Annotated in this window: 24 protein-coding genes and 2 tRNA genes; 19 read left to right on the top strand and 7 right to left on the bottom strand. The window is 70.4% G+C overall.

What is annotated here, in order from left to right; translation table 11 throughout:
- The first annotated feature begins 52 nt into the window (after positions 1-52).
- A complete protein-coding gene (locus C503_RS0116835; protein ID WP_018683387.1) occupies positions 53-1,723 on the top strand; it encodes a DUF885 domain-containing protein in 1,671 nt (556 codons plus the stop codon).
- Between the two features lie 25 nt (positions 1,724-1,748).
- Here the strand turns inward: C503_RS0116835 and C503_RS0116830 are convergent, their stop codons facing one another.
- A complete protein-coding gene (locus tag C503_RS0116830; protein ID WP_156893275.1) occupies positions 1,749-2,531 on the bottom strand; it encodes a DUF8017 domain-containing protein in 783 nt (260 codons plus the stop codon).
- 294 nt (positions 2,532-2,825) lie between these two features.
- Between C503_RS0116830 and C503_RS0116825 the strand changes: the two genes are divergently transcribed.
- The 4 genes from C503_RS0116825 (at position 2,826) to C503_RS0116810 (ending at position 7,068) form a co-directional block, all read left to right on the top strand.
- Positions 2,826-4,070: a thioester domain-containing protein gene (locus C503_RS0116825; protein WP_018683385.1), complete on the top strand. Its 1,245-nt coding sequence runs from the start codon at positions 2,826-2,828 to the stop codon at positions 4,068-4,070.
- Between the two features lie 91 nt (positions 4,071-4,161).
- Positions 4,162-6,087: an FUSC family protein gene (locus tag C503_RS39650; RefSeq protein WP_063710806.1), complete on the top strand. Its 1,926-nt coding sequence runs from the start codon at positions 4,162-4,164 to the stop codon at positions 6,085-6,087.
- A 104-nt stretch (positions 6,088-6,191) separates the two neighbouring features.
- The gene (locus C503_RS0116815) at positions 6,192-6,446 is read left to right on the top strand and encodes an antitoxin (RefSeq protein ID WP_018683383.1); all 255 of its coding nucleotides are present in this window, start codon (positions 6,192-6,194) and stop codon (positions 6,444-6,446) included.
- Positions 6,436-7,068: a putative glycolipid-binding domain-containing protein gene (locus C503_RS0116810; RefSeq protein ID WP_018683382.1), complete on the top strand. Its 633-nt coding sequence runs from the start codon at positions 6,436-6,438 to the stop codon at positions 7,066-7,068. The genes C503_RS0116815 and C503_RS0116810 overlap by 11 nt, the downstream gene beginning before the upstream one ends.
- 24 nt (positions 7,069-7,092) lie before the next feature.
- Here the strand turns inward: C503_RS0116810 and C503_RS0116805 are convergent, their stop codons facing one another.
- The 3 genes from C503_RS0116805 to C503_RS0116795 form a co-directional block, all read right to left on the bottom strand.
- Positions 7,093-9,099, bottom strand: a complete 2,007-nt coding sequence (locus C503_RS0116805; protein WP_018683381.1) for a hypothetical protein — start codon at positions 9,097-9,099, stop codon at positions 7,093-7,095.
- A gap of 88 nt (positions 9,100-9,187) precedes the next feature.
- Positions 9,188-10,165 carry a prephenate dehydrogenase gene (locus C503_RS0116800; protein WP_018683380.1) on the bottom strand — a complete coding sequence of 326 codons (978 nt, stop codon included), beginning with the start codon at positions 10,163-10,165 and terminating at the stop codon, positions 9,188-9,190.
- A 30-nt stretch (positions 10,166-10,195) separates the two neighbouring features.
- The gene (locus tag C503_RS0116795) at positions 10,196-11,431 is read right to left on the bottom strand and encodes a M20 metallopeptidase family protein (RefSeq protein WP_018683379.1); all 1,236 of its coding nucleotides are present in this window, start codon (positions 11,429-11,431) and stop codon (positions 10,196-10,198) included.
- 77 nt (positions 11,432-11,508) lie between these two features.
- Here C503_RS0116795 and C503_RS0116790 point away from each other — a divergent pair, with 77 nt between their 5' ends.
- The 8 genes from C503_RS0116790 to C503_RS39645 all read left to right on the top strand — a co-directional run bounded on the left by C503_RS0116790 (position 11,509) and on the right by C503_RS39645 (position 16,168).
- On the top strand, positions 11,509-11,994 hold the full coding sequence (locus C503_RS0116790) for a tRNA adenosine deaminase-associated protein (RefSeq protein ID WP_018683378.1): 486 nt from the start codon (positions 11,509-11,511) through the stop codon (positions 11,992-11,994).
- Positions 11,995-12,005: 11 nt separating this feature from the next.
- The gene (locus C503_RS0116785) at positions 12,006-12,449 is read left to right on the top strand and encodes a nucleoside deaminase (RefSeq protein WP_084477174.1); all 444 of its coding nucleotides are present in this window, start codon (positions 12,006-12,008) and stop codon (positions 12,447-12,449) included.
- A gap of 76 nt (positions 12,450-12,525) precedes the next feature.
- Complete coding sequence (locus C503_RS0116780) at positions 12,526-12,738, top strand: CsbD family protein (protein WP_018683376.1); 213 nt, start codon at positions 12,526-12,528, stop codon at positions 12,736-12,738.
- Between the two features lie 118 nt (positions 12,739-12,856).
- A tRNA-Ser gene (locus C503_RS0116775) sits at positions 12,857-12,946 on the top strand.
- Between the two features lie 87 nt (positions 12,947-13,033).
- Positions 13,034-13,195, top strand: a complete 162-nt coding sequence (locus tag C503_RS44620) for a DUF397 domain-containing protein (RefSeq protein WP_156893274.1) — start codon at positions 13,034-13,036, stop codon at positions 13,193-13,195.
- 112 nt (positions 13,196-13,307) lie between these two features.
- A complete protein-coding gene (locus tag C503_RS0116770) occupies positions 13,308-14,723 on the top strand; it encodes an aminopeptidase P family protein (protein ID WP_018683375.1) in 1,416 nt (471 codons plus the stop codon).
- A 41-nt stretch (positions 14,724-14,764) separates the two neighbouring features.
- A complete protein-coding gene (locus C503_RS45985; RefSeq protein WP_018683374.1) occupies positions 14,765-14,902 on the top strand; it encodes a hypothetical protein in 138 nt (45 codons plus the stop codon).
- A 165-nt stretch (positions 14,903-15,067) separates the two neighbouring features.
- On the top strand, positions 15,068-16,168 hold the full coding sequence (locus tag C503_RS39645) for a DUF2786 domain-containing protein (protein ID WP_033400702.1): 1,101 nt from the start codon (positions 15,068-15,070) through the stop codon (positions 16,166-16,168).
- Between the two features lie 66 nt (positions 16,169-16,234).
- Here the strand turns inward: C503_RS39645 and C503_RS45980 are convergent.
- From C503_RS45980 to C503_RS44610, 3 genes are all read right to left on the bottom strand, one after another.
- Positions 16,235-16,303, bottom strand: a tRNA-OTHER gene (locus C503_RS45980).
- A gap of 191 nt (positions 16,304-16,494) precedes the next feature.
- Positions 16,495-17,256, bottom strand: coding sequence for a protein phosphatase 2C domain-containing protein (locus C503_RS44615; protein ID WP_245572502.1), 762 nt, complete (start codon positions 17,254-17,256; stop codon positions 16,495-16,497).
- Positions 17,257-17,297: 41 nt separating this feature from the next.
- Entirely contained in the window at positions 17,298-18,068 is a 771-nt protein-coding gene (locus C503_RS44610; protein ID WP_084477164.1) for a GntR family transcriptional regulator, read from the bottom strand.
- Between the two features lie 165 nt (positions 18,069-18,233).
- On the opposite strand from C503_RS44610, the gene C503_RS47310 reads away from it, so the two are divergent.
- From C503_RS47310 to C503_RS0116730, 6 genes are all read left to right on the top strand, one after another.
- Positions 18,234-18,743, top strand: a complete 510-nt coding sequence (locus C503_RS47310) for a helix-turn-helix domain-containing protein (RefSeq protein WP_018683372.1) — start codon at positions 18,234-18,236, stop codon at positions 18,741-18,743.
- A gap of 122 nt (positions 18,744-18,865) precedes the next feature.
- Complete coding sequence (locus tag C503_RS0116750) at positions 18,866-19,192, top strand: hypothetical protein (protein WP_018683371.1); 327 nt, start codon at positions 18,866-18,868, stop codon at positions 19,190-19,192.
- The gene (locus C503_RS0116745) at positions 19,189-19,560 is read left to right on the top strand and encodes a hypothetical protein (RefSeq protein WP_156893273.1); all 372 of its coding nucleotides are present in this window, start codon (positions 19,189-19,191) and stop codon (positions 19,558-19,560) included. The genes C503_RS0116750 and C503_RS0116745 overlap by 4 nt, the downstream gene beginning before the upstream one ends.
- A gap of 258 nt (positions 19,561-19,818) precedes the next feature.
- Positions 19,819-20,103 carry a hypothetical protein gene (locus C503_RS0116740; protein WP_018683369.1) on the top strand — a complete coding sequence of 95 codons (285 nt, stop codon included), beginning with the start codon at positions 19,819-19,821 and terminating at the stop codon, positions 20,101-20,103.
- A gap of 221 nt (positions 20,104-20,324) precedes the next feature.
- On the top strand, positions 20,325-21,587 hold the full coding sequence (locus C503_RS0116735) for a DUF3987 domain-containing protein (RefSeq protein ID WP_245572501.1): 1,263 nt from the start codon (positions 20,325-20,327) through the stop codon (positions 21,585-21,587).
- 680 nt (positions 21,588-22,267) lie between these two features.
- Positions 22,268-22,468 carry a helix-turn-helix domain-containing protein gene (locus tag C503_RS0116730; RefSeq protein WP_018683367.1) on the top strand — a complete coding sequence of 67 codons (201 nt, stop codon included), beginning with the start codon at positions 22,268-22,270 and terminating at the stop codon, positions 22,466-22,468.
- The last annotated feature ends 446 nt before the right edge of the window (positions 22,469-22,914 follow it).

Genomic DNA, 22,914 nt, shown 5'->3' with positions numbered 1-22,914 from the left:
GGTTTGGGCGTAGCCTCGCCAGAGTCCACCCGCGACCCGGAATGAGGCAGGCATGACCACAGGGGAAGACCGCGTGCCGTCGCTCGCCGACGAACTGCTGACCCTGCAGCTGTCCGCCGAGCCGCTGGGCGCCACCCTGCTCGGCGTGCCCGGCCACGATGATCGGCTGGCCGACGTCACCGAGGCGGCCGAGCAGGTCACCCGGGCCGCCGCGGTGGACATCGCGGCCCGGGCCGACGCCCTGGTCGCGGCCGGGACGGGCGACGTGGTCACCGCCAAGGTCATCGCCCAGCAGGCGGGCGCGCTGGTCGACCGGATCGACGCGCGGATGCCCGAGTACACGGTCACCGACATCTTCGTCGGCCCCGCCGCCTCGCTGCTCACCTACCTGCCCATGATCGTGCTGCCGGACGCCGACCGCGCGGACGCGTTCCTGACCCGGCTGCGTGCCGTACCCGAACACTTGGAGCAGGTCGCCGACCGGCACCGGGCGGGTGTGGCCGCGGGCCGGGTGCCGGTGCGCCGGGGCGTGGACGCCGCGATCGCGCACCTCGACCGCTACCTGGGCACCGACCCGGCCGCGGACCCGCTGCTCGCCCAGCAGCCCGCGGGCGAGCTGGACGTGGCGGCGTTCACCGAGGAACGCGCCCGGATCGTGACCGAGGTCGTGCGCCCCGCGCTGGCGGGCTACCGGGCCGCGCTGGTCGACGAGATCGCCGAGCACGGCCGCCCCGAGGACCGTCCTGGCCTGTGCGCGCTGCCCGGCGGCGACGCCGCGTACGCCGCGCTCTCCCGGGTGCACACCACCACCGAGCTCAGCCCGGAGGAGCTGCACCAGACCGGCCTCGACGTGATCGAGAGCCTCCGCGACGAGTACGCCGAGCTGGGCTCCCGGGTGTTCGGCACCAGCGACCAGGCGGAGATCTTCCACCACCTGACCAGCGACCCGCGGCTGCGCTGGCGCGATGCCGAGGAGATGATCGAACACGCCCGCGCGGCGGTGGAGCGGGCCGAGGAGGCCGCGCCGAGGTTCTTCGGCAGGCTGCCCGGCCAGCGCTGCCGGGTCGAGCCGGTGCCCGCCGCCGAGGCGCCCGGCGCGCCCGCCGCCTACTACATGCCGCCATCGCTCGACGGCCTGCGCTCCGGCGTCTACTTCGCCAACACCGACCGCGCGCACGAGCGGGATCGCTTCCTGGCCGAGGCCACCGCCTTCCACGAGGCCGTGCCGGGGCACCACTTCCAGCTCACCATCGCCATGGAGCTGACCGAGCTGCCGCTGGTGCGCAGGCTGGCCGACGTCAACGCCTACTCCGAGGGCTGGGGCCTGTACACCGAGCGGCTCGCCGAGGAGATGGGCCTGTACTCCGACGACGTGTCCCGCTTCGGCATGCTCGGCCTGGACTCGATGCGCGCGGGCAGGCTCGTGGTCGACACCGGGCTGCACGCCAAGGGCTGGAGCCGCGCCCAGGCGGTCGACTACCTGCGGGCCAACACCCCGCTGTCGGACCTGGAGATCGGCAACGAGGTCGACCGCTACATCGCCTACCCGGGCCAGGCCCTCTCGTACATGGTCGGCAGGCTGGAGATCCAGCGCGTGCGCGCGGCGGCGGAGGCCCGCCTTGGCGACCGTTTCGACATCCGCGCCTTCCACGACCTGGTCCTCGGCGGCGGCCCGCTCCCGCTCACCGTGTTGGCCGAGGTCGTCGAGGCCTGGCAGGGATAGCGGCGCTGCCTATTCGCGGCCCTGCCTATTTGACGTGGGCGCCGTCGAGGAGAGCGTCGATGGCGGCGGCTGGTAGGGCCTTCGGCTCTGCCGGACCGCCGCCAAGGTCCGAACTCACGACTAACAGGGCGAACCCGCGAGGTGTTGTCGGCGTCGCGTTGTCCAGGTCGACGGCCAGGATCGCGATCTCTCCCGAGTTCGCTTCACATTGTGGCTTTTGCTGCTTGGGCTGAACCGGCGCGGTCAGTACCACTGCCTGCTTGCCGTCCACCTGGGTGGCGCGCATGGTCGGCTCGCCCACGGTGGCGCCGGGGTAGTACTTCGTGGCGAACGGCGTGGCGAACGACCGCGCCGCCTTCTCCGCCGTCAGCTCGGCGTCCGATGGCTTCTGCACCGCCGCGCTGACCACGAACGCACGCGTGTAGCGGCTGCCTTCGCACTGGTAGCGGCCGTAAACGGCGGCGCCGGTGAACTCGACGCCGTCGATCTCCACCTTGGTCGACGGCGTGGCGGACCAGCCGTCCGGGACCGGGTAGGCCAGATGGGCGCCCGGGTTGTCGATGGTGCCTGGCGCGGTCGGTGTAGTCGGCGCGCCGGAGGTGGGGGAACCGCTCGTCGGTAATGGGGTGGCGCCCGCGACCGAGGGCGTGCCCGTGGTGTCGCCACCCTTGTTGAGCAGGGCGATCGTGACGACGGCGACCACCACCAGGGCAATGATTGTGATGCTCGCCACAGGGACTAATCGGGCCGCGCGTTCAGGCCCGGGGTCCTTCCGCAGCCACTCCGGCTCGTCCTGCCAGCCCGTCACGCGGCTGACGATAGCGCCAACCGGGCGGTTGTCATCGACTCAACGTCGGATTTCCGATTACTGTCCGGAGTGGATCGCTCCCGAAAAACATGAATTTGCAACACTTTGGACTCAAACCCTAACCCACTTGAGGGATGGTTTTTCTCTCTTAGTAGAGTCCGCGCACGCTGACGTGGCAGGTAGTGCTCGAACGGGTGAGTCGATCTTTCTGCTGGTCGGTGGCGGCGGGCCGCTGGGGGCTCCGCGCCGCGTACGCACATTTCGCGCTCGACGTCGGGACCACAGAGGAGAGTCATGGCGAGTCGTTGGAACCTTGCCCGTGCGGGCGCGGCGGTAGCCGTCGCGTCGGTCGCGGCCACGATCGCGGCACTGCCCGCATCGGCCGCGGACACCACGCCTGTCAAGGGCACGCTCGTGGGGGGCACGCCCAAGGAGGACACCGGCCCGGTTCTGGCGCTGACCCGGGGCGACCACGCCTGGGCCCCCACGCCCTACCTGCTCACCCTGAAGCTCGCCGACGGCACGGCCCTCAAGGTCTACTGCGTCGGCGCGGACATCAACGCCACCTTCAAGAACACCTACACCGAGGGTGACTGGGACAAGTACCCGGTCGATGGCTCGCCGTTCCACAAGAACTCCAGCAAGATCAACTGGGTGCTCCAGCACGGCTTCCCGACCACTTCGCTGGAAGCCATCAACGAGGCGGTGAAGAAGGCCGACCCCAAGTACGTCTCCACGGACGACGGGATCGAGCGGGACGAGGCCATCGCCGCGACCCAGGCCGCGCTCTGGCACTTCAGCGACAACTACAACCTGGACGAGGCGCACCCGACCAAGCGGGAGAACCACGCTGATTCCGACGCCGACATCGTCGCCCTCTACGACTACCTGATCGGCGAGGGCACCAACACCGGCGTCGGCGAGCCCAAGGCGCCTCAGCTGGCGATCAGCCCGAGCAGCCTCAGCGGTGCCGTGGGTGACCTGATCGGTCCGTTCACCGTCACCACCAACGGCACGATCACCAAGCTGGAGGGCCAGCTGCCGCAGGGCGTCACCTTCGTCGACGCCGATGGCAAGCCGCTGACCGTCAAGAACATCGAAAAGGGCGGCAAGGTCTACCTCAAGGTCGCCAAGGGCACCGCCAAGGGGTCCACGTCGTTCACCGTGTCGGCCAGTGCCCCGCCGGTCGAGATCGGCCGCCTGTTCACCGCCAAGGGCGACGACGGCAAGCCCGCGCAGCCGCTGATCGTCGCGGGCACCCAGCCGGTCGACGTGTCCGCCAAGGCCGCGGCCAACTGGGATGTGACCCCTCCGTCGACCACCACGGCCCCGCCGACCACGACCACCACGGTCCCGCCGACGACCACCGTCGCGCCGACCACGGCGCCGACCACCACGGTCGTGCCGGTGGCGCAGGCGTCCAACAACCTGCCCAACACCGGTGCGTCGATCCTGACCCCGGTTCTGATCGCGGTCGGCCTGCTGGCCGCCGGTGGCGGCGCGCTCCTCTACGTTCGCTACCGCCGCCGCTCCGCCTGAGCAGAACCTGACGGGCTGAGCGCCCGATAGCTCTACCGCCGATCCCCTCCCGGGCAGTGACCGGGAGGGGATCGGCATTTAACGTCGGCATGTGAGCACACGGGACGACCTTGCCGCGCCGCACTGGCTGCGTGGGCTACTCAGCCAGCAGCCGGTGGCGTTGCCATGGAAGCGGGCGGGGCGTGCGGCTGTCTCGATAGCCCTGCCGGCGGCGATAGGAATGGTCGCCGGTCGGATCGAATTGGGCCTCTTGGTGTCGATCGGTGCTTTGTGCGTGGTCTTTACCGATACCGAGGGCCCTTACCGGTACCGCGCGCAGCGGACAGGGTGGGCGGCTCTCGCGGGTATCTCCGGTTATCTGGTCGGCAATCTGCTCAGCGGGCAGGGCGCCTGGTTGTTGGTACCGATCGCGGGTGTGTCTGCGGTGATCAGTGCGATTGGCAGCACCGCGTCTCTCGCGGGCTTGCAGCTGCTGGTGTTCGCAGTGGTGGGTTCAGGGCAGGACAACGACTTCTGGTTGGCGGTCGGCTGTTTCGCTGTCGGTGCGGCCTTCGCGGTGTTCCTGTCGCTCGCGGCCTGGCCGGTGCGCGGTGCTGCTCTGGAGCGGGCGGCGGTGGCCGAGGTGTATGAGCAACTCGGCGTCATGCTCGCCGCGTCCGGGACCACGGACGCCCGGCACGTCCGTCGTGACCTGACCAAGGCCCTCAACGCCGCCTACGACGCCCTGCTCGGCGCCCGGTCCCGGCTCGCGGGCCGTGATCGCTCCTACCGCCGCCTGTTCGTCCTGCTCAACGAGACCACCCCGGTGATCGAGGCGGCGGTGGCGCTGGTCAACGCCAAGCGGCAGGCGCCGCCCGAGGTCGCGCGCTACCTGTTCGACGCCGCCTATCGCATCCGCGTGCGCGAACCCTTGATGGACCCGCCGGACCTGACCGCCGACTCGCGGGCCCTGACCCAGCTGCTCGCGGGCCTCCGCGCCGTGGCCGAGTTCCGTCGTGGTGACCACGACCGTGATCTGCGGCCCGCCGACGAACGCGCCTGCCTGCGCGAACGGCTGGCCGAGCTTGTAGGTCGCCGCACCTGGCCGCTGGTCATGCGGCTGATGCTGTGCATGGGCTTGGCCGTCACCGCCGGACAGGTGCTGGAGCTGGAACATGCCTATTGGGTCGAGTTGACCGTGGCGATCGTGCTCAAGCCCGACTTCGGCTCGGTGTTCGGCCGCGCCGTCCTGCGCGGCCTGGGCACCGCGGCGGGGGTGTTGCTTGGCGCGGGTGTGCTGGCGATCGACCCGGCCGGCTGGGTGCTGGTGGCCTTGATGGCCTGCGTCGCGGCCGGGTTGCCGCTGGGCCAGGTGCGCAACTACGGGATGTTCAGCACGTTCGTCACGCCGTTGGTCCTGGTTCAGCTCGACCTGGCCGCGGCCGGTGATTGGACGCTGGTGACCGCGCGTCTGCTCGACACCGCGCTGGGGTGCGCGATCGTGCTCGTCTTCGGCTACCTGCTCTGGCCGGGCGCGCGGCGCCCACGGGTCGGCGAAGGTCTGGCGGGCGCGCTCGACACCGTGGCCGACTTCCTCGAACACACTCTCTCTGGCCGCACCGGCGAGCGGTCGTCGCTGCGTCGCGACACTTACCGGGCCCTGTCCGACGTGCGCACCGCGTTCCAGCAGTCCCTGGTCGAGCCGTTCGCCGCCGGGCGCCGGGCCGCCGCCTGGTGGCCGGTGATCGTCGGGCTGGAGGGGCTCACCGACGCGATCACCGGGGTGGCCGTCGCGATCGACCGCGGTGCCGAGCCCGTTGATGAATCGGAGATCAAACCCCTAGCGGCGGCGGTGAGAGAGGCCGCGAAAGCCGTGCGGGGGAGCCGTCCGCCGAAGCGGATCACACTGCCCGAGTCGGAGCGCCTTGCCCGCGTGGTGGCCGAGCTGACCTCGGTGAACGCCACCCTGCGCGGTCCGCAGCCCGTCCGTGCCCCGCGCCGTGGCCGCACCGGGCCCACGTCGCGGTGGGTATCTTGAAACTTTGGCAGTGGGAAGTACTGGATCGGTTGGGTAACCTTCGAACCCTGGCCCAGCCGGGGCCGGAGGTCCCGGACGAGCCGGATCGCGCGTGAGGAGCACCAGTGGGCATCGACTTCAACGAGCTGAGGAACAAGGCGGAAGGCCTGCTCCAGCAGCACGGGGACAAGATCGAAGAGGGTGTCGAGAAAGCGGGCGAGTTCGTCAAGGGCAAGTTCGGCCACGAGTCGCAGGTCGACGCGGTCGTCGACAAGATCCAGGACCTCATCCCGGACAAGCCCGCGCAGCCCGGGGACAAGCCCGCCGCGCAGCCGGAGGGTGGCGCGGAGCAGCACAAGGGCGACCAGCGTGAGCACTGACGCTACGACCGACCGGGTCGCGGACGGCGGCACCCGACTGCGCAACCCGGCGGTTTACACCTGGCAGGGCGCCCGGCCCACCACGCTGGAGTCCGTCCGGTTGCTGCTCGCCGACGGCCGCCTGCGCGCGTCCGGCAGGCTCATCGCGGTCGGTGACCCGGCTGTGCAGGCGGAGCCGTTCAGCGCCTCCTTCGACGTCTACCTCGACCGCGGTGAACAAGCCTGCAGGCTGCTGCTGCGCACCACCACGGCTGCCCAGGAACGGCAGATCTCACTGAGCCGCACCGAGGACGGGCCCTGGCTGCTCGACCGCGGCGACACCTCCCAGCGTGACGACTTCGAGGGTTCGGTCACCCTTGGTGTCGCGGGCGTGGTCACCCTGGCCTCACTGCCGATCCGACGGTTCGGCCTGCACCGGGAGGTCGGCGAGCACGAGCTGCCAGTCGTCCTGGTGTCCCTGCCCGACCTGGAGATCCAGCTGGTGCGGCAGACCTACCGGACGGTGTCGGTGAACGAGTCCGGCGCGGTGATCGCCTTCACCCAGGGCGAGTTCACCACCGAGCTGACCGTCGACACCGAGGGCGTCGTCATCGACTACCCCGGCATCGCCAGTCGCGTCTAGGCGCTGTCCTTGCAAGGACGGCGTCTAGCCCGCGACCTGGAACGACGCGTAGTGGACGGCGAAGGCGACGGTGCCGTCCACGCTGATCAGCTTGATCTCGGTGGTGTGCTTGCCGGGGGGCAGACCGGTGGTGCTCAGCGCCAGCCGCCACACCCCGCCCGCGCCGGGGCCGTCGACCGTGGTCGGGATCCCGGCGATCCGGTTGCCGTCCAGCCGCACCTCGACGCCTGCCAGCCCGGCGAGACGGCCGTTGACGCGCTGCCCGGCGGCGCCGTCGGTGCGCACCTCCAGCACCAGCCTGCCCCGCGCGACCTCGGTGTTCTCGCCGATGGGGTTGCCCGCGGCGTCGTAGAAGGTGGCTGCTGGACGGGCCAAAGCGGGGCGCGGGCGCGGTAGCGGTGCCTCGGTGCCCGCCCCGGACTGCGGAGACGTGGCGCCCTCCGGCGCGATCAGTTCGACCGAGGCGCTGACCACCCGGGTGGCCGCGCGTTTCTCGTGCTGCGGGCCGTGCACGCGCAGCACCAGCGTCCTGCCGTCCGGCCCGAACACCAGCGAGTCCGCGGGCACGTCCACCACGATCGGGTAGTGCACGCCCCGGATCATCGGCTGGCCCACCACGGCGGGTCGGGCCGGGAAGGACGCGCCGCCGATCTCGACCGTGTAGGTGTCGTCGGCGGGCTCGCCCGGGGCGTTCTGCGGGATGAGCGCCAGCCGGATCTGGGCACCCTGGTTGCCGGTCAGCCGGGTTCCGCCTGCCGAGGTCGCCAGGTCGGCCTGCGGGGCGACCACCACCCGTCCGGGGTCCACCGGCGGGGGGACCACGAGCACCGGTGCCGTGGTCGGCGCGCCGACGAAGCCGATCATGCTCACCCCGGCGTACAGGCCGTTGGCGTTGCCGACGAACCCGAACAGCGCGGTCGCCTCCCGCCACGCGGGCGCCACGTCGCCGCCGCCGACCACGACCCCGTCGCGCAGCACCCGGACGCCGTCCACCCGGAACACGACCTCCCAGCGCACCGACATGCCGATCTCCGCGCACGGCGCGGACTGGTCGATCGGCACCGCCGCGCCCAGCCGGGGCGTACCCGGCGCGACCACGACCTGTACCCGGGTCTGCTCCGGCTCGGCGGCGAGCCGGATCCGGATCGCGCCAGGCGGCATCGCCACATCGTCGACCGCCCGCCCCGGCTCACCCGGCAGTGGCGGCCCGTTGGGCGACCCGGCGATCTCGTCCGCGGCCCCCGGGACCAGGTCAAGCTGCAGCTCACCGCCCATGCTCGGATGGTCGGTCTCGATCACCAACCGGCCCAGCTCGCCATCGACCGGGGTATCGCGTAGCCGGAACGGGGGACGGGCCCGCAACACGGCCGGGTCGTTGCTGCACTGTCCGCTGACCACCAGGTGGGTGCCGTCCTCGCCCTCGCCCCGGGTCGCCCGCGCGCAGTCGTTGCTCGCCATCCGCCAGTTGACCGGATCGGGGATCACCCGGGAGGTGAAGTGATCCGCGAACGTGTAGGGCTGCGCGTCCGGCGCGGCGCCGGGCGTGGCGGTGGTGTGGGCGGGTTCGGAGCGCTGGCCGTAGGAGTCGACCGTGCGGACGGCGACGTCGTAGGGGGTGCCGTCGGTCAGCGCGTCGAGCTGGATCGACGGCTGGGCCACCAGCCGGGTGAACTCGGTGGACCCCGCCCGCCCCCAGGACACCTCGTATCCGACGGCGCCCTGCGGCTCCGGCACGTTGGTGGCCTTCGCCCCCCACCGCAGCTGGAGCCGCTGCGCGCCCGGCTGCACGGCGATCTTGCCCGGCGGCTGCGGCCGCGGACCGGGCGTCGGCACCACCACGTTGTCCGCCGCGTACTGCTTGACCGTCGTCTGCGGGGGCGGGGGTGGGGCGCTGGTCGGCTTGGACTCGTCCGGCGGTGTGCGCAACACCAGGATGGCCCCGACGAGCACCGCCAGCCCCGCCGCGATCGCCACCGCGCGGCGGGCCCGGTTCGGGCGCGCCGGGCCCGGTAACGGCTCGGGGAGATCCACGCGCTCAAGGTAAGGGTGGTTGAGACCTGACTCACAACTTCGTTAGCGAGCCGATACCTGGCAGGCCGAATTTCGGGTTCGCACCAGGTCAGTCGGGTAGTACGGGCAGTGCGGCGACGGCCATGTCACCGTCGAAACCGACGATCCGCCCGCCCTGGGCACCGATGAGCCGCAGCTCCTCGAACGGGTCCGCGCCGGTCAGGTCGACCATCGCGCGCGCGTTCGCGGCCGCCCGATGCGTCTCGTAGGCCGCGCGGCCCACGTGCCCCGCGCGCACAGTGGCGCCGAGCGCGCCGGTCGACGCGAGAGCGCCGCGCGCCGCGCCGAGCTTGCCCAGCGCGTCGTCCACCGCGGCCAGCAGCGCCGACCGGTTCCCCTCGCACATCGCCAGCACCAGCTCCGGGCGGCTGCTCGCGACCCGGGTGCCGTCCGCGAACGAGCCCGCGGCCAGCGCCATCGCGAGCGGGCCGCCGTCCGCGCCGCACGCCGCCAGCACCGCGGCCAGCACGTGCGGCAGGTGCGAGATCCGGGCCACCGCCGCGTCGTGCTCGGACGAGGTCGTCGGCACCACCGCGGCACCGCAGTCCAGGGCCAGCTGGGCGGCCTCGCGCCAGGCGGGCAGCTCGGTGTCCTCGTCGGCGGTGACCACCCAGGCCGCGTCCGCGAACAGCCGGGCCGTGCTCGCCTGCCAGCCGGACTCCGACTTGCCTGCCATCGGGTGCCCACCCGCGAACCGGGTGTTCGGCGCGTATCGGGCGACCGCGTCGGCCACCGGGCCCTTCACGCTGACCACGTCGGTGAGCGCGCACTCCGGCGCCAGGTCGCTGATCTTGCGCAGCACCGCGTCCACCGCCGTCAGTGGCACCGCGATCACCACTAACGCGTCCTCGGCCGCGGCCCGGCGCAGCGCGGAATCCACGTCCACCACGGTGAACCCGTCGGCCAACGCGCCGTGCACGTCCTCCTCCGCGCCCGCGGTGCCGAACACCGTCCGGCCAGCCGCGGCCGCCGCGCGCAGCACGGAACCGCCGATGAGCCCGAGCCCCACCACGCACACCGATCGCATGGTTCTGATAGTGCCCTATCGATCACCCGATCAGCGCAGCGCGTCCAGCGCGAAGGCGGCGTAGGTGGCCACGCCGTAGGGCAGCGCCGACTCGTCGAACTGGACCCGGTTGGAATGGTTCGGCGGCGCGTCGGCCGGATCAAGGCCGGGCGGGCAGGCGCCCAGGAAGGCCATCACGCCGGGGACGCGTTGCAGCACATAGGACCAGTCCTCGGCGCCCATCAGCGGGTTCGGCATCAGGCCGATGTGGTTGGCGCCGAACGCGGCGGTGGCGATGTCGTGCAGCCGGGCGGCCACGTCGTCGTCGTTGATCGTCACCGGGTAGCCCGCGTCCACGGTGAACTCGACCGTGCAGCCGTGCGCGGCCGCGACGTGCTCGCAGATCCGGGGGATCTCGGCCAGCATCGTCTTGCGCGAGGCCTCGGACACCGCCCGCAGCGTGCCCTCCAGCTCGGCCGTCTCCGGGATGATGTTGGACGTGGTGCCCGCGGTGATCCGCGCGATGGTGACCACCACCGGCTCGAACACGCTGATCCGCCGGGTGACCGCGGTCTGCAGCGCGCCCACCATGGCCGCCGCGGCGGGCACCGGGTCGAGCGCGTCGGCGGGGGTCGAGGCGTGCCCGCCGCGGCCGGTGACCCGCGCGGTGAAGGAGTTCGCGCTCGCCATCATCGGGCCCGGCCTGCAGCGCAGCACGCCGGAGGCCTCCTTGGAGGTGATGTGCAGCGCCAGCGCCCGTTCGACCGGCTGGCCCGCGGCGTCCAGCACGCCCTCGTCCAGCATGAACTTGGCGCCGTAGTGGCCTTCCTCGCCGGGCTGGAACATGAACACCACGGACCCGGCCAGCTCGTCGCGCCTGCCCGCGAGCAGCCGGGCGGCGGAGGCCAGCATCGCCACGTGCGTGTCGTGCCCGCAGGCGTGCATGGTCCCGTCGACCTCGGACGCGAACTCCAGACCGGTGTCCTCCTGGAGCGGGAGCGCGTCCATGTCGCCGCGCAGCAGGACGGCGGGGCCGGGGCGCGCGCCCTCCAGTACGCCGACGACCGAGCCCACCGCGGTGCCCTTGTGTAGGCGCAGGTCGAGGCCGTCCAGCGCGTCCAGCACGGCTGCCTGTGACCGGGGCACCGCCAGCCCCTGCTCGGGGTGTCTGTGCAGCTGCCTGCGCAACGCGACAGTCTTCGGTTGGAGACTGTGTGCGGCGTCAAGGAGACCGCTGAGCCGGGGATCACCCGCCAGCGTGGAGGTGGGCAGCGCCTGTGTCGTCATTTCTCGATAGTGTCATCACGCGTCGGTATGGGGGACTGCTTCTTCCGGGTGACCTCACGGCGGAATACGGTGTGTGCATGTCGGGACAGGAGCCGGTACCGGGCTTCGGGGTTGCGGTCGTCCGCGAGGACGGCAAATGGCGGTGCGCGCCCATGGACGTCACCGCGCTGCGGGAGCTCGACGCGGCGATCACCGAGCTGCGCAAGACCCGTTCGACGGGCGCGGTATTCGGATTGTTGGCCATCGACGACGAGTTCTTCCTGCTGCTGCGGCCGAGCCCGGGTGGGGTCTCGCTGCTGCTGTCGGACGCGGCCGCCGCGCTCGACTACGACATCGCCGCCGACGCGCTGGACGTGCTGCGCGTCGACCCGCCGGAGGACGACGAGGAGCTGTGGCCGGAGGGGTCGCTGGACATCCTCGCCGATCTCGGGCTGCCCGCGCCGGAGCTGCAGGTGATCATCGACGAGACCGACCTGTACCCGGACGAGCAGCTGCAGATGATCGCCCAGCGGCTCGGCTTCGCGGCCGAGTTCACCAAGCACCTGGACACGATCCTGCAGTGAACCCGGACGGGATGGTCCGCGCCGCACTGGCGGCGGCCCGTCGCGCGGAGGAGTCCGGGGACGTCCCGATCGGCGCCGTCGTGTTCGGTCCGGACGGTGCGGAACTGGCCTCCGCGCACAACTCCCGCGAGGCCCTCGGCGACCCCACCGCACACGCGGAAATCCTGGCCCTGCGCGCCGCCGCCGCCCGTCTGGGTGACGGTTGGCGGCTGGTCGGCTGCACCCTCGCGGTGACCGTCGAACCGTGCACGATGTGCGCCGGAGCAGCGGTTTTGTCCCGAGTCGCCCGCATCGTGTTCGGTGCGTGGGAGCCGAAGACCGGCGCTGTTGGCTCATTGTGGGACGTGGTCCGGGACCGCCGCCTGACCCACCGCCCCGAGGTCTACGGCGGCATCCTGGAACCCGAATGCGCGGCCCTGCTGGACGAGTTCTTCACCCACCGCCGGTCTTTGTGACGCGCGTCACATTCACGTTGATTGTCGGGCCGCACCGGTCACTCCTGCTTCGAGCACACGAGAGGGAGGAGTGCCGATGAGCGTCTTCGACAAGGTCAAGGACAAGGCCGAACAGCTCGCGGGCGAGGCCAAGGAGAAGCTCGGCCGCGCCACCGGCAACGAGGACCTGGAGAACTCCGGCAAGGCCGACCAGCTCCACGGCGAAGCCAAGGAAGCCGGTCACGACCTCCGCGACAAGGCCGCGGGCGCCGTTCACGACGCAAAGGACCGCCTCCGCGGCGACCACTGACTTCGCGAGCACCCGCTCCTTGTCACCGAGCCCGCCTCCTATCCCCTGGGAGGCGGGCTCGCCCATGATCAGGGGGTCCGTTTTGGCCCACCCACCCCACCTCTGTACTCTCTCTCGCGGTGGCGTGTCCGAGCGGCCGAAGGAGCGCGCCTCGAAAGCGCGTGACGGTTCACCCCGTCCGTGGGTTCAAATCCCACCGCCACCGCCATGCACACCCCTGGATGAACTCATCCAGGGGTGTTCTGTTTCCGGGATGCTTCCTCCCGGGCGGCCCGCGCGTCTATCTCGCCCAGCCATGACGACAGGTCACATGCGTGTTCGTCCCGACCATTGTGTAGAGCTGTTCCGCACGCTGGACGCCGTGCGTGACTCCAAGAATGTGGATGGACCCGAACTCGCCGTGGATGCGCGGCGGCTGGTGCTTGCCGTGAAGGGTGAGCGGCTCGCGCGCGGTTGATCCCACACACAGTGAACGCCCCTGGCCTGTCGTCGGGGGCGTTCTTCGTTCTCCCGGCTATACCCTCGGTAGGCAGGTGCACGTGCCTACCAGGTGAAAGAGGGTGTCCAGGATGAGCGACCGCCCGGCTCGGCGTGATCCGTCGAAGTTGGTGGAAGCCGAAGGGTTCCGTGAGTTCGTGCGTGACGACTGGGGGCCCGCGGATCGGCGGGTGCGGGCCGTGCAGGGGGCGGCCGACGCGGCTGCCGCGCACCGGGCCAGGTTGTCGGCGGCGTTTCCGGGGCGGCGGTTGGCGTTGGCGGCGGGTTGGGCGCCGGTGCGGTCCAACGACACCGACTACGAGTTCCGTGCCGACAGTGACTTCGCCTGGTTGACCGGCTGTTACGCCGAAGGTGCCGTCCTCGTCATGACCCCCGACGGCCACAGCCACGACGCCGTCCTGCATCTCCGCAAGCCCGCGGGTCCCGGCGAGGCCGACTTCTTCGCGAACGCGCGCGATGGTGAGCTGTGGATCGGTGCCGCGCCCGGTCTCGACGAGTGGTCCGAGGCGTTGGGCATCGAGTGTCGTCCACTCGAAGACCTGCCTCGGCTGCTGCGCGGGCAGCTTCCCGAGGTGCATGCCGCCAAGGGCGTCGACCCTTACCTCGACTCACTCGTCGGTGCGCATAGTTCCGAGTTGCGGCGCACGCTCGCCGAGTTGCGTCGGATCAAAGACGACTGGGAGATCGGACAGCTCCGTGCAGCTGTCGATGCCACCGTGCTCGGGTTTGCCGATGTGGCGCGAGAACTGGGCGAGGCCGTGCGCGGCGGCGGTGAGCGTTGGCTCCAGGGCACGTTCGACCGGCGCGCCCGCACGCTCGGCAACGGTCCCGGCTATGCCTCGATTGTCGCCGCTGGGGAGCACGCGCCCGTTCTGCATTGGACTCGGTGCGATGGCCAGGTGCCGGAGGACGGTGTTCTTCTCCTGGACGCAGGCGTCGAGGTGAGCACCCTCTACACCGCCGACGTCACCCGCACGTTCCCCGTCTCCGGCGAGTTCAGCGCCGCGCAGCGTCGCGTCTACGACCTCGTCTACGACGCGCACCTCGCCGGTATGGCCGAGATCCGGCCCGGCCGCGACTACAGCGCCTTCCACAACGCCGCCATGCGCGTGCTCGCCGAGGGGCTGCACGACTGGGGGATGCTGCCCGGCTCCGTCGACAAAGCACTCGAAATGGACGGACAGCACCATCGGCGTTACATCGTCTGCGGAGTGGGGCACTTCCTCGGCATGGATGTGCACGACTGCGCGCGGGCGAGTGCCGAGGCGTACCACGAGGGCACGCTGGAGGTCGGCATGGCGTTGACCGTCGAGCCCGGCCTGTACTTCCACCCGAACGACCTGACCGTGCCGCCGGAGCTGCGCGGTATCGGGGTGCGCATCGAGGACGATCTGGTGGTCACCGAGAGTGGCGCGGAGGTCATCTCCGATGCGCTTCCGATCACCGCGGACGGTATTGCCGCATGGGTGCGTGCGCACCGGGGGTAATCTCGGACGCGCTGTACACAGGGGAGTGAAGGAGAAACGTCGTGACCGAGCCCGATGAGCGTCCGGAGGGGACCGGAAGGCACGCGGCACCGGAGGGTGCGGAGCGGCACCCGCTGATCGACCTGTCGCGCGACCCGAACCCGGGTAGGCCCGATCACGCGGCCGCCGAAGAGGACTAAGGTCGTCACGAGTCGAGCGGGTGGTGCCGAGTGCACCACCCGCTCGACTCGTTGTGGACCCGACCGGGGCCGCAAACGTTTGCTACCAGGGTTGCCGCGCGGCTGCCGACGCGGCCGTGCACTATGACCCCATGCGAACATATGATCGATGAGGGGTTGTCGCGCATGGTTGACTCCGTGGCCCTGCTGGCCGCCCGGCTGACCGAGGCCGCCGCACTCGGCGACATGGCCGCGGCCCTCGATCGAGCGCGTTCGGTCGCCGCGCTGGGGCCGGAGATCGCGTCAGCTGCCGCCGAGTCCGCGTTGGGGCGGGCGGTGGAGCTGCTGTGGCAACGCGGGTGGCAGCCCGGCGAGGTCGTGACCGCGGTGTCCCGCCCGCTGACCGCGCTGGCTACCCGGGCGGTGGCCGCGCAGTGTGCCCGTTATCCGGAGCCCCGGCTGCATCCCGTGTGGCGGACCCAGCTGACCGAGTTGGCCGCAGGCCCGCTGCTCATGGGGTCGATCGAGAAGTCTCTGCACCAGGTCGTGGCGTTGATCGCCGAACTGATGGCGCTGCCGCAGCTGCCCATGCTCGTCCCCGGCCCGACGGACCCCGCGGCCGCCACCGCCACCGCGGGCGTCGACCGCCGGGTGCTGGCCCGCGTGCGCGGGCTGCTGGCAAAGGCGGAGTCGACCGCGTTCCCGGCCGAGGCGGAGGCACTGTCGGCCAAGGCGCAGGAGCTGATGTCCCGCTACGCCTTCGAACAGGCCGTGGTCACGGCCGCCGAGCCGCAGGAGGCGGCGGCTCGGCGGCTCTGGCTGCGCGGCCCGTACCTGACCCCCAAGGCCCAACTGGTCGACGCCGTCGCGAGCGCCAACCGCTGCCGCACGGTCTTCTACCCGCGCCTGGGCTGCGTCGGTCTGGTCGGCCACGAGACCGACCTGGAGATCACCGACCTGCTGGCCACCTCGCTGCTGGTCCAGTCCACCCGCGCACTCACCCACGCCGCAGGCTCCGGCCGTGCCTACCGCCACGCGTTCCTGGTCGCGTACGCCCACCGTGTCCGCCAACGCCTGACCGAGGCAGGCGACCAGGTCCGCCCCCGGTCGACCGAGTTAGTCCCGGTGCTCGCCGCCCGACAACAGGCAGTCGACAGCACCTTCACCACTCTCTTCCCCGGCGTCCGCACCCGCCGCACCACCGCCACCGACCCGGCAGGCTGGGGCGCGGGCATCGCCGCCGCCGACCTGGCCGACCTGCACCCACACCGCCGCGTCGCTGGCTGACACCCTCTGGAAAAGGCGAAACGCCCGCCGCCGGAAATACCGAGCGACAGGCGTTTGGCCACCTTGCGGAGGATGCGGGATTTGAACCCGCGAGGGTTTTAACACCCAACACGATTTCCAATTCTGGAATCCCACGTTCCACGCTGTCCTGTATCGCCGAACAGGCTGATCAGGGCTACCCCAGCAACAAGTGAGACAGGCTGAACCGGTCGGGACTGAGCCCCCGATTGAGCCCTTGGAGCCGAGTGCTAACGCGCGACAGTGCGTGGTGTCCTCTGGCGTAGACGGTGTCACCGCAACTGGTCACGTCCCCTCGGGACTCAGGCCTAGCCGTGAACACGTTGGGCCGTGCCTGCGCCCTTCGCCACTGGCAGCAACAGCACTGCGGTGGCATCGTCATGCACTTTCCCGCGTAGCTTGCGCGTCCGCCGGTCATCCTCGGTTTCGAGCATCTCGGCTGCACGCACGCGTTCAATCAACTCGCCGGGGCCGGACATTTCCATTACATTCAAGAGTCCGGACCAGTCGGACAATCCAAACCGGTCAACATAACGTGCGCTGCCATCACTTAGGATTGCCAGCCTGGACACGTCCGCTGTTCGCAATGTGCCAACAACCGCCTGGTATGCGGCGTCCGGAACTGTGCTGGCAACCCAGAATCCGCCCGGACTATTTCGCGCTGCACGTACATCCTCGGGCTTGTAGCTAGGCAAGTGTGCCGTTCGGTCATCTACGATCGCATGAGCCCGCCCATTGTGTGCGCCTACAACGATGGGGCTATCCGCCAAAGTCAGATACTCAATCGTGGAGCCATCGTATCGCGCCATTGCCACGGTTGACGAGGGGCTGGCGGGATTTCGGGTATCGCAGGTGTCGGCATGGCGTGACGTGGTCTCCTCTATCGCGGATGCGAGGATATCGGCCAAGTCGGAAGACTCAGTACACAACCGTGAAGCCAGGCAGCTTGCAAGATTGCCCACCAGCCATGGCACATTATGAATGCAGCCACTTTCGATCCCGGTCGGCGCCGTGGCGCCGTCGAGCACCAGTGCCCAGTCAGGGCCGACGGCAACGTAGTCCTCGTTCAACCCGCCAGGTGTTGGGACTGTCGCGAATGATACAAAAAAGGTCATTCGGGTGCCTCGAATTCGTATCCGAAAATGTGTCTGTCGCCAGCCATAACAGATCGAAAGAACTCTACTACCTCTCCCGATTCGCTATAGGTGATCCTGTGTAGCTCCGCAACTGGCGTGCCGCCAGCAAGGTGAAGATCATGTGACTCCTGCGCCGAAGGCATCCGAACTCTGATTTCCTCGCGAAAACGCGAAATCCGGTAGCCTTGTTCTTCCAACCGCGCATGCCCCCCGCCTGGCCCGGTGTTCTCCTGTTGGATCGCGGTCCCGGAAACGACTTCCAGACGATAGAATGAATCGGCCAACTGGGTCGGTTCTCCCTCGGCCCAGGTTCGTCGCCGACGTACCCAAACGGGGGTTCCTGGCTCAACATTCAGCCAATGCGCGACCACGTCATCGGCTGGTACCTCGGCAAGCTCCAAGATCTCCTGCCGCCACTCGATTCCCGCGTCTTCCATCTCGGCTTGAAACGGCGCCTTCCCGGCGTCACGACGCCAACGTGCATACCTGTCTGATCCCACACGGACCAGCTGCCGGGGCACTCTCACGAACCTCCCTGCCCCCGGGCGGCTTACCACCAGGCCCTCGTCTCTAAGGCGCTCGATCGCTCGGACCGCTGTAGTGGTGCTCACGCCATAGCGCTCTGCCAGCTGACGCTCGGAGGGAAGGCGCGCCCCTGGCGGCAATGCCCCCGTGCCGATCTGGTCACGCAGTTGATCTGCAATCTGCTCCGCTGGGGTGCGCGGGTCGGCAGGGTTGATGCTCATGCGCCCACTCTACTCACCTCAGTACTGAGGTATTGCGCTCGTCTCTCGCGTGCGCTAGCGTCTACTCCAGTACCTCAGTACTGAAGTACTGGAGCCGTGAAGTGGCAAACCCCGCCCGGTGGTGCAACACCGGGCGGGGCGACGCATCGAACCTTGGGAGTCACGATGCAGTACCAGCGTAACGCGTTGTACCGGGTCAAGGCAGTGGCCGAGATGCTCGACGTGTCGCCGCACACGATCTACCGCGCTATCGGTGACGGTCGTCTAGATGCCGTCCGGATCGGCAGGGTGGTACGCATCACGGCCGAAGCGCTGGCGGTGTTTCTCGACGCGTGTGGTGAGGACGCCTACCAGGCGTTTGTGGTGGCGGGCGAGTCGGTTTCCGCTGTTGACGAGGGGGACGTGACCCGCATTCCGGGCCGCCCGGCCACTACCGCCCCACAAGCCGCCGGGGGGCCGCTGGTGTTCGAGGGGCTGACCGAGTCGCAGGTGCACGGGCAGGCGTGCGTGCTGTGCGGCCTGAGCTACGTGCAGTCCGGCGGGTTCGACGTCGAGCACTTCGCGGTGGGCCAGTCCCCGGACGGCAGCGAGATGTACGCCTGCCGCCGTCACCCCGCGACGCGGGAACTCAGCGACGCCTACACCGCCACGACCACCACGGGGGTGACCCGATGATCCGTTACCCGCACGCTTCGGGTGCGATGGCCCGGGGAGAGATCCGTACCGGTCGGGGCAGTGTTTCCGGGCCGGTGGAGTTCATCTCGGGACCTCGGGAGGGTGCGCGGGATCCGGCGACGGTGACGGTGGCCTTGACGGTGTCGTTGTCGAGGTTGGATGTGGTGGCGTTGTTGTGGGAGACCATCCGGGACGGAGGGGACTGGGACCGGGGTCTGGAGCCGTTCGAGACCGATCCCGGGTACACCCATCGGATCGTGTGCGAGTGCCTGGTCGCGGTCGCGGGTACCGAGATCGCCGATGCCCGGTGCGCGATCGTCAACGGCGGACACGGCGCCCCGCCAGCCGACATCGCCGAACGCCTGTTCGCCCTGGTGGACCGCCTCTACGGCGACCCCGCCCCTCAGCCCGCGCGTGCGGCCCGGTTGCACCTGGTGGGTGCGCGATGACCCGCACCCTGGACCGTCCGGCCGCTGCCGCCCCACTAGCGGCCAGGGGGCTAGTGGGGCGTCCGTCCGCCCGGGACCGGGGGCAGGTCGTGGTGTCTTGTCTGGGCCGGGATCGGGTCGTGCTGGCCGGTGAGGGACAGGCTCCGGTGGTGCTGTCCTGTCGCGAGGCGGCCATCGCGCTGGAGTTGTCCGGTGTCCCGGTCGATCCGGGCGCGGACGTGCCCGCGATCGCGGCGTTGGTGCTGGACGCGGTGGACCGACTCGGTATCGACGCCGTACGCGGCCGTGACACCCGCGACCCGATGTGCGCGGTACTGGCGGTCGACCTGTGGCACGGCACCCGCGCCCGAGACCGCCTCCGCCGCTGAACCCACCCCGCCCCTTCCGGTTCCAGCCGTCTCCCGCCCGGCTGGAACCGAGGGGGCACACCCGCCTCGTCGTCGACTACAGCCGGGCTCGGAGAGCACAAAAGCGGCTGTAGCAGTGGGGGCACGCGCCCTTCTCGCCCCCCCACTGTTCCAGCCGCCTCCCGCCCGGCGGGGACGAGCGGGGACGTGACACCTCATTCCCCAGTTCATCCCGCCCGCGAACCCGGGTTCGCGGGCGCCCGCGAAAGGACTTCCGCCGTGCGTACGAACAGCCCCCGAACCGCCCTGGACGGCGGGTCACCCACCGTGGACACGGTGGCGGCCGTGCTCTACCTGCTGCCCTACACCCAGGCCCAGTGGCACCGGTTGGGGCCCGCCGGGCTCGCCCGCGTCGTCGCCGGGGTCATCGCGGACCCGCTGTTCCGCGTCCCGGAGGTCACCGCCCTGGTGCTGGCGGCCGAACAGGCGGGCACCCTCGCGCTCCCGCAGCTGCTGAACGATGCCCGCCTGACTGCCCGCCGCGTGCTCGCGGCCACCGCCTGACCCCCGCCCGTCCCGGAGGAACCGTGAGCACGCCCCGACCGAACCCACCCGACCCCACCACCCCGGCCGGGCCGGGTCGCAGGCTCTACCCCGTCCCGGCCCCTGTCCACGGTGGTGACGGAAGCGACCAGGACGCTTGCGTCACCGGTGACGCAACCGCAGAGCGCGAGCTCAGCGCTTCCGTCACCGACCCCATGGATATGGCCGGTCAGGTGGCACAGATGCGGCAGTGGCTCCCGCAGGCCGATCCGGCGGTGTTCACCACCTTCCTCGGCCAGGTGGCCACCCACCTGGACCCGTTCACCGAGGCCGACCCCGTCAACGTCCTGGCCACCCTGCTGGCCGCCTCGGGCACGGCGATGGGATCCGGACCGCACGTGGTCGTCGGCGGGTTCGAACGCCACCCCCTGCTCACCTGGCCCATCGTCATCGGCCACACCAGCACCGGGCGAAAAGGCACCGGGTTCAACGTCGCCCGCGCCGTGCTCGCCCACGCCATCCCCGCCTTCGTCAACGAGAACATCAAATCCGGGCTGTCCTCCGGCGAGGGACTGGCCGCCGTGTTCGCCACCGACGACGACCGACCGACAGCCAAGGCCAAAGGCAAGGGGAAGCCCGGCGGGCTGCTCCCGGCAGGCGACACACGGCTACTGGCCTTCGAATCCGAATGGGCGTCGGTCATGGCGCGCATGAAGCGTGAGGGCAACACGCTGTCCGCCACCCTGCGCGCCGCCTGGGAAGGCGGGGACCTGTCCACCCTGAACGTCGACGCCCGCACCGCCCGCGACACCCACATCGGCATCGTCGCCCACATCACCCCCCAGGAGTTCTCCGCCAAAGTCTCCGCCACCGACATGGCAGGCGGCACCTACAACCGCTTCCTGCCCGTCGCCGTCGCCCAATCCAAGTTCCTGCCCATCCCCGAACCCGTCGACCACACCCTCCTGCTCCAGTTCGGCGCCGCCCTGGCCGACCGACTCACCGCAGGCTCACGCCTGGACCGCATCCAGATCGCCCCCGACGCCATCCAGACCTGGCAACGGTTCTACCTGGAGTTCGGCGGCCCCGGATCCGACGGGGACGGTGACCCCGTGCTTGCCCAGTTCACTTCCCGGGCCGTGCCCAACTGCCTGCGCATCGCCGCCACCTACGCCGCACTCGACCGCACCCCCCACATCACCACCCACCACCTGCACGCCGCCGCCGCACTCGTGCGCTACAGCATCGCCTCCGCCCAAGCGATCCTGCGCCCCGACACCGCGCTGACCGCCCTGCTCGCCTACATCACCGCCGCCGGGCCGCAGGGCCGCACGAAGAGGGACGTGACCACCGACCACTACCAGGGCAACGCCAAACGACGCGGCATCGACCCCGACGCCCTTCTCGCCCGCCTGGTCGACGCCGGTCGCGTCACCCGCACCACCCGACGCACCACCGGACGACCAACCGAGATCTACACCGCCACGACGAACCTGACGAACTAACGAACTATGCCCGCCACCAGCACAAACCCGAACACCTTAGTTCGTCACGACGAACTAACCCCCCGACAAAACCCCAGGTCACACCCATAGTTCGTTAGTTCGTCAAGTTCGTCAGCCCCGCCACCGGACACGCGGGACCCCGCACGGGACCCCCGCCCCCGGTACGGGACTAGTCCCGCCCCGGTCCCGTACCGGACTCCCGCGCCCCGACCAGCACGAACACCGCCAACGGGACCCACGGGACCCCCTCCCGCCGGCCCGCGAAAACCGCCCCGAACAAGCCCTGGGCACCCCGCCCGACCGCTTCCCGCGCGCGGCTGCGCGTAGAGAACCAGGAGAACCCCGGATGATCTTGTCACGCGACTGTCACGGCACCCCTCACGCGAGTGTCACGTCCCCTGTCACGACCGGTGTCACGCACCTGTCACGACTCGTGACACCGCCCCTGACCTGTCACTCTCCACCCCTACCCCGCCCCCCGCGTGCCGGGCCGGGGAGAGCGCGCAGGAGCCGCTAGACCTAGCGGCCCGCCCCGCTAGACCTAGCACCCCCACTAGCGGCCCGCACCCGCCACCACCAGCGCCCTAGCACCTAGCGGCACCCCGCCGCGTTCCCCGGGCCGCACCACCCGCCGGACCGCTCGACACCCCCGCCCGCACCGACCGGAAGGAATCTCCACAGTGGACACCACTACCCCCGCCGCCCGCGTCCTGCACACCGTCGAAGCGGCCGCCGCGCAACTGTCCATCAGCCGCACCCGCATGTACGCGCTCATCAAGACCGGCGACATCCACACCGTCCGCATCGGACGCCTCCGCCGCGTCCCTCACGACGCCCTCACCACCTTCACCCAACGGCTCAGCCGCCAGCCAGCCGCCTGACACCACCCCGCACACAGCGGGGAAGAACACGGGGAAGCAGGTGGGGAAGCACCCGAACCGGGGGGAAAATCCCCTCCTGCTTCCCCACCCACCTTCCCCGCCCTCACCAGGCACAACACCACCCGGGGAAGATCAACACCATCTCCCCCGCCGCTGGCCGAACCCCCGAAAACCGGGGTTTGCTCCCCCGCCCGCTCCCTCCCCACGCCACCGCAACCGGCCCGCCGAACGCCCCGCACCCCCCAGGGACGTGACAGGGAGACCAGCAGGGAGCCACCAGGCAGACAGGGAGAACTCCCTACCCGCCTCCCTGCCCCTGCCTCCCCACCCTCAACAGCACAAACACCCCCGACAGGGAGGCCAGGGAGGCAGACAGCGCCCCCCGGCCACACAGCCCACCAGCCCGGAAACACGCCCCCATCCCCACTGCCGCGTCCCTCCCCGCC

This window comes from Actinokineospora enzanensis DSM 44649 (genome assembly GCF_000374445.1).
Lineage (GTDB): Bacteria > Actinomycetota > Actinomycetes > Mycobacteriales > Pseudonocardiaceae > Actinokineospora > Actinokineospora enzanensis.
Note: the sequence above shows the minus strand (reverse complement) of the source record. Positions and strands in the feature narration are given on the sequence as shown.

What these genes read in the sequence shown, in the direction of transcription:
- C503_RS0116835 (WP_018683387.1), top strand. Translation starts at nt 53, where the DNA reads ATGACCACAGGGGAAGACCGCGTGCCGTCGCTCGCCGACGAACTGCTG.
- C503_RS0116825 (WP_018683385.1), top strand. Translation starts at nt 2,826, where the DNA reads ATGGCGAGTCGTTGGAACCTTGCCCGTGCGGGCGCGGCGGTAGCCGTC.
- C503_RS0116800 (WP_018683380.1), bottom strand. Translation starts at nt 10,165, where the DNA reads ATGCGATCGGTGTGCGTGGTGGGGCTCGGGCTCATCGGCGGTTCCGTG.
- C503_RS0116795 (WP_018683379.1), bottom strand. Translation starts at nt 11,431, where the DNA reads ATGACGACACAGGCGCTGCCCACCTCCACGCTGGCGGGTGATCCCCGG.
- C503_RS0116790 (WP_018683378.1), top strand. Translation starts at nt 11,509, where the DNA reads ATGTCGGGACAGGAGCCGGTACCGGGCTTCGGGGTTGCGGTCGTCCGC.
- C503_RS0116785 (WP_084477174.1), top strand. Translation starts at nt 12,006, where the DNA reads ATGGTCCGCGCCGCACTGGCGGCGGCCCGTCGCGCGGAGGAGTCCGGG.
- C503_RS0116780 (WP_018683376.1), top strand. Translation starts at nt 12,526, where the DNA reads ATGAGCGTCTTCGACAAGGTCAAGGACAAGGCCGAACAGCTCGCGGGC.
- C503_RS44620 (WP_156893274.1), top strand. Translation starts at nt 13,034, where the DNA reads ATGACGACAGGTCACATGCGTGTTCGTCCCGACCATTGTGTAGAGCTG.
- C503_RS0116770 (WP_018683375.1), top strand. Translation starts at nt 13,308, where the DNA reads ATGAGCGACCGCCCGGCTCGGCGTGATCCGTCGAAGTTGGTGGAAGCC.
- C503_RS39645 (WP_033400702.1), top strand. Translation starts at nt 15,068, where the DNA reads ATGGTTGACTCCGTGGCCCTGCTGGCCGCCCGGCTGACCGAGGCCGCC.
- C503_RS44610 (WP_084477164.1), bottom strand. Translation starts at nt 18,068, where the DNA reads ATGAGCATCAACCCTGCCGACCCGCGCACCCCAGCGGAGCAGATTGCA.
- C503_RS47310 (WP_018683372.1), top strand. Translation starts at nt 18,234, where the DNA reads ATGCAGTACCAGCGTAACGCGTTGTACCGGGTCAAGGCAGTGGCCGAG.
- C503_RS0116745 (WP_156893273.1), top strand. Translation starts at nt 19,189, where the DNA reads ATGACCCGCACCCTGGACCGTCCGGCCGCTGCCGCCCCACTAGCGGCC.
- C503_RS0116735 (WP_245572501.1), top strand. Translation starts at nt 20,325, where the DNA reads ATGCGGCAGTGGCTCCCGCAGGCCGATCCGGCGGTGTTCACCACCTTC.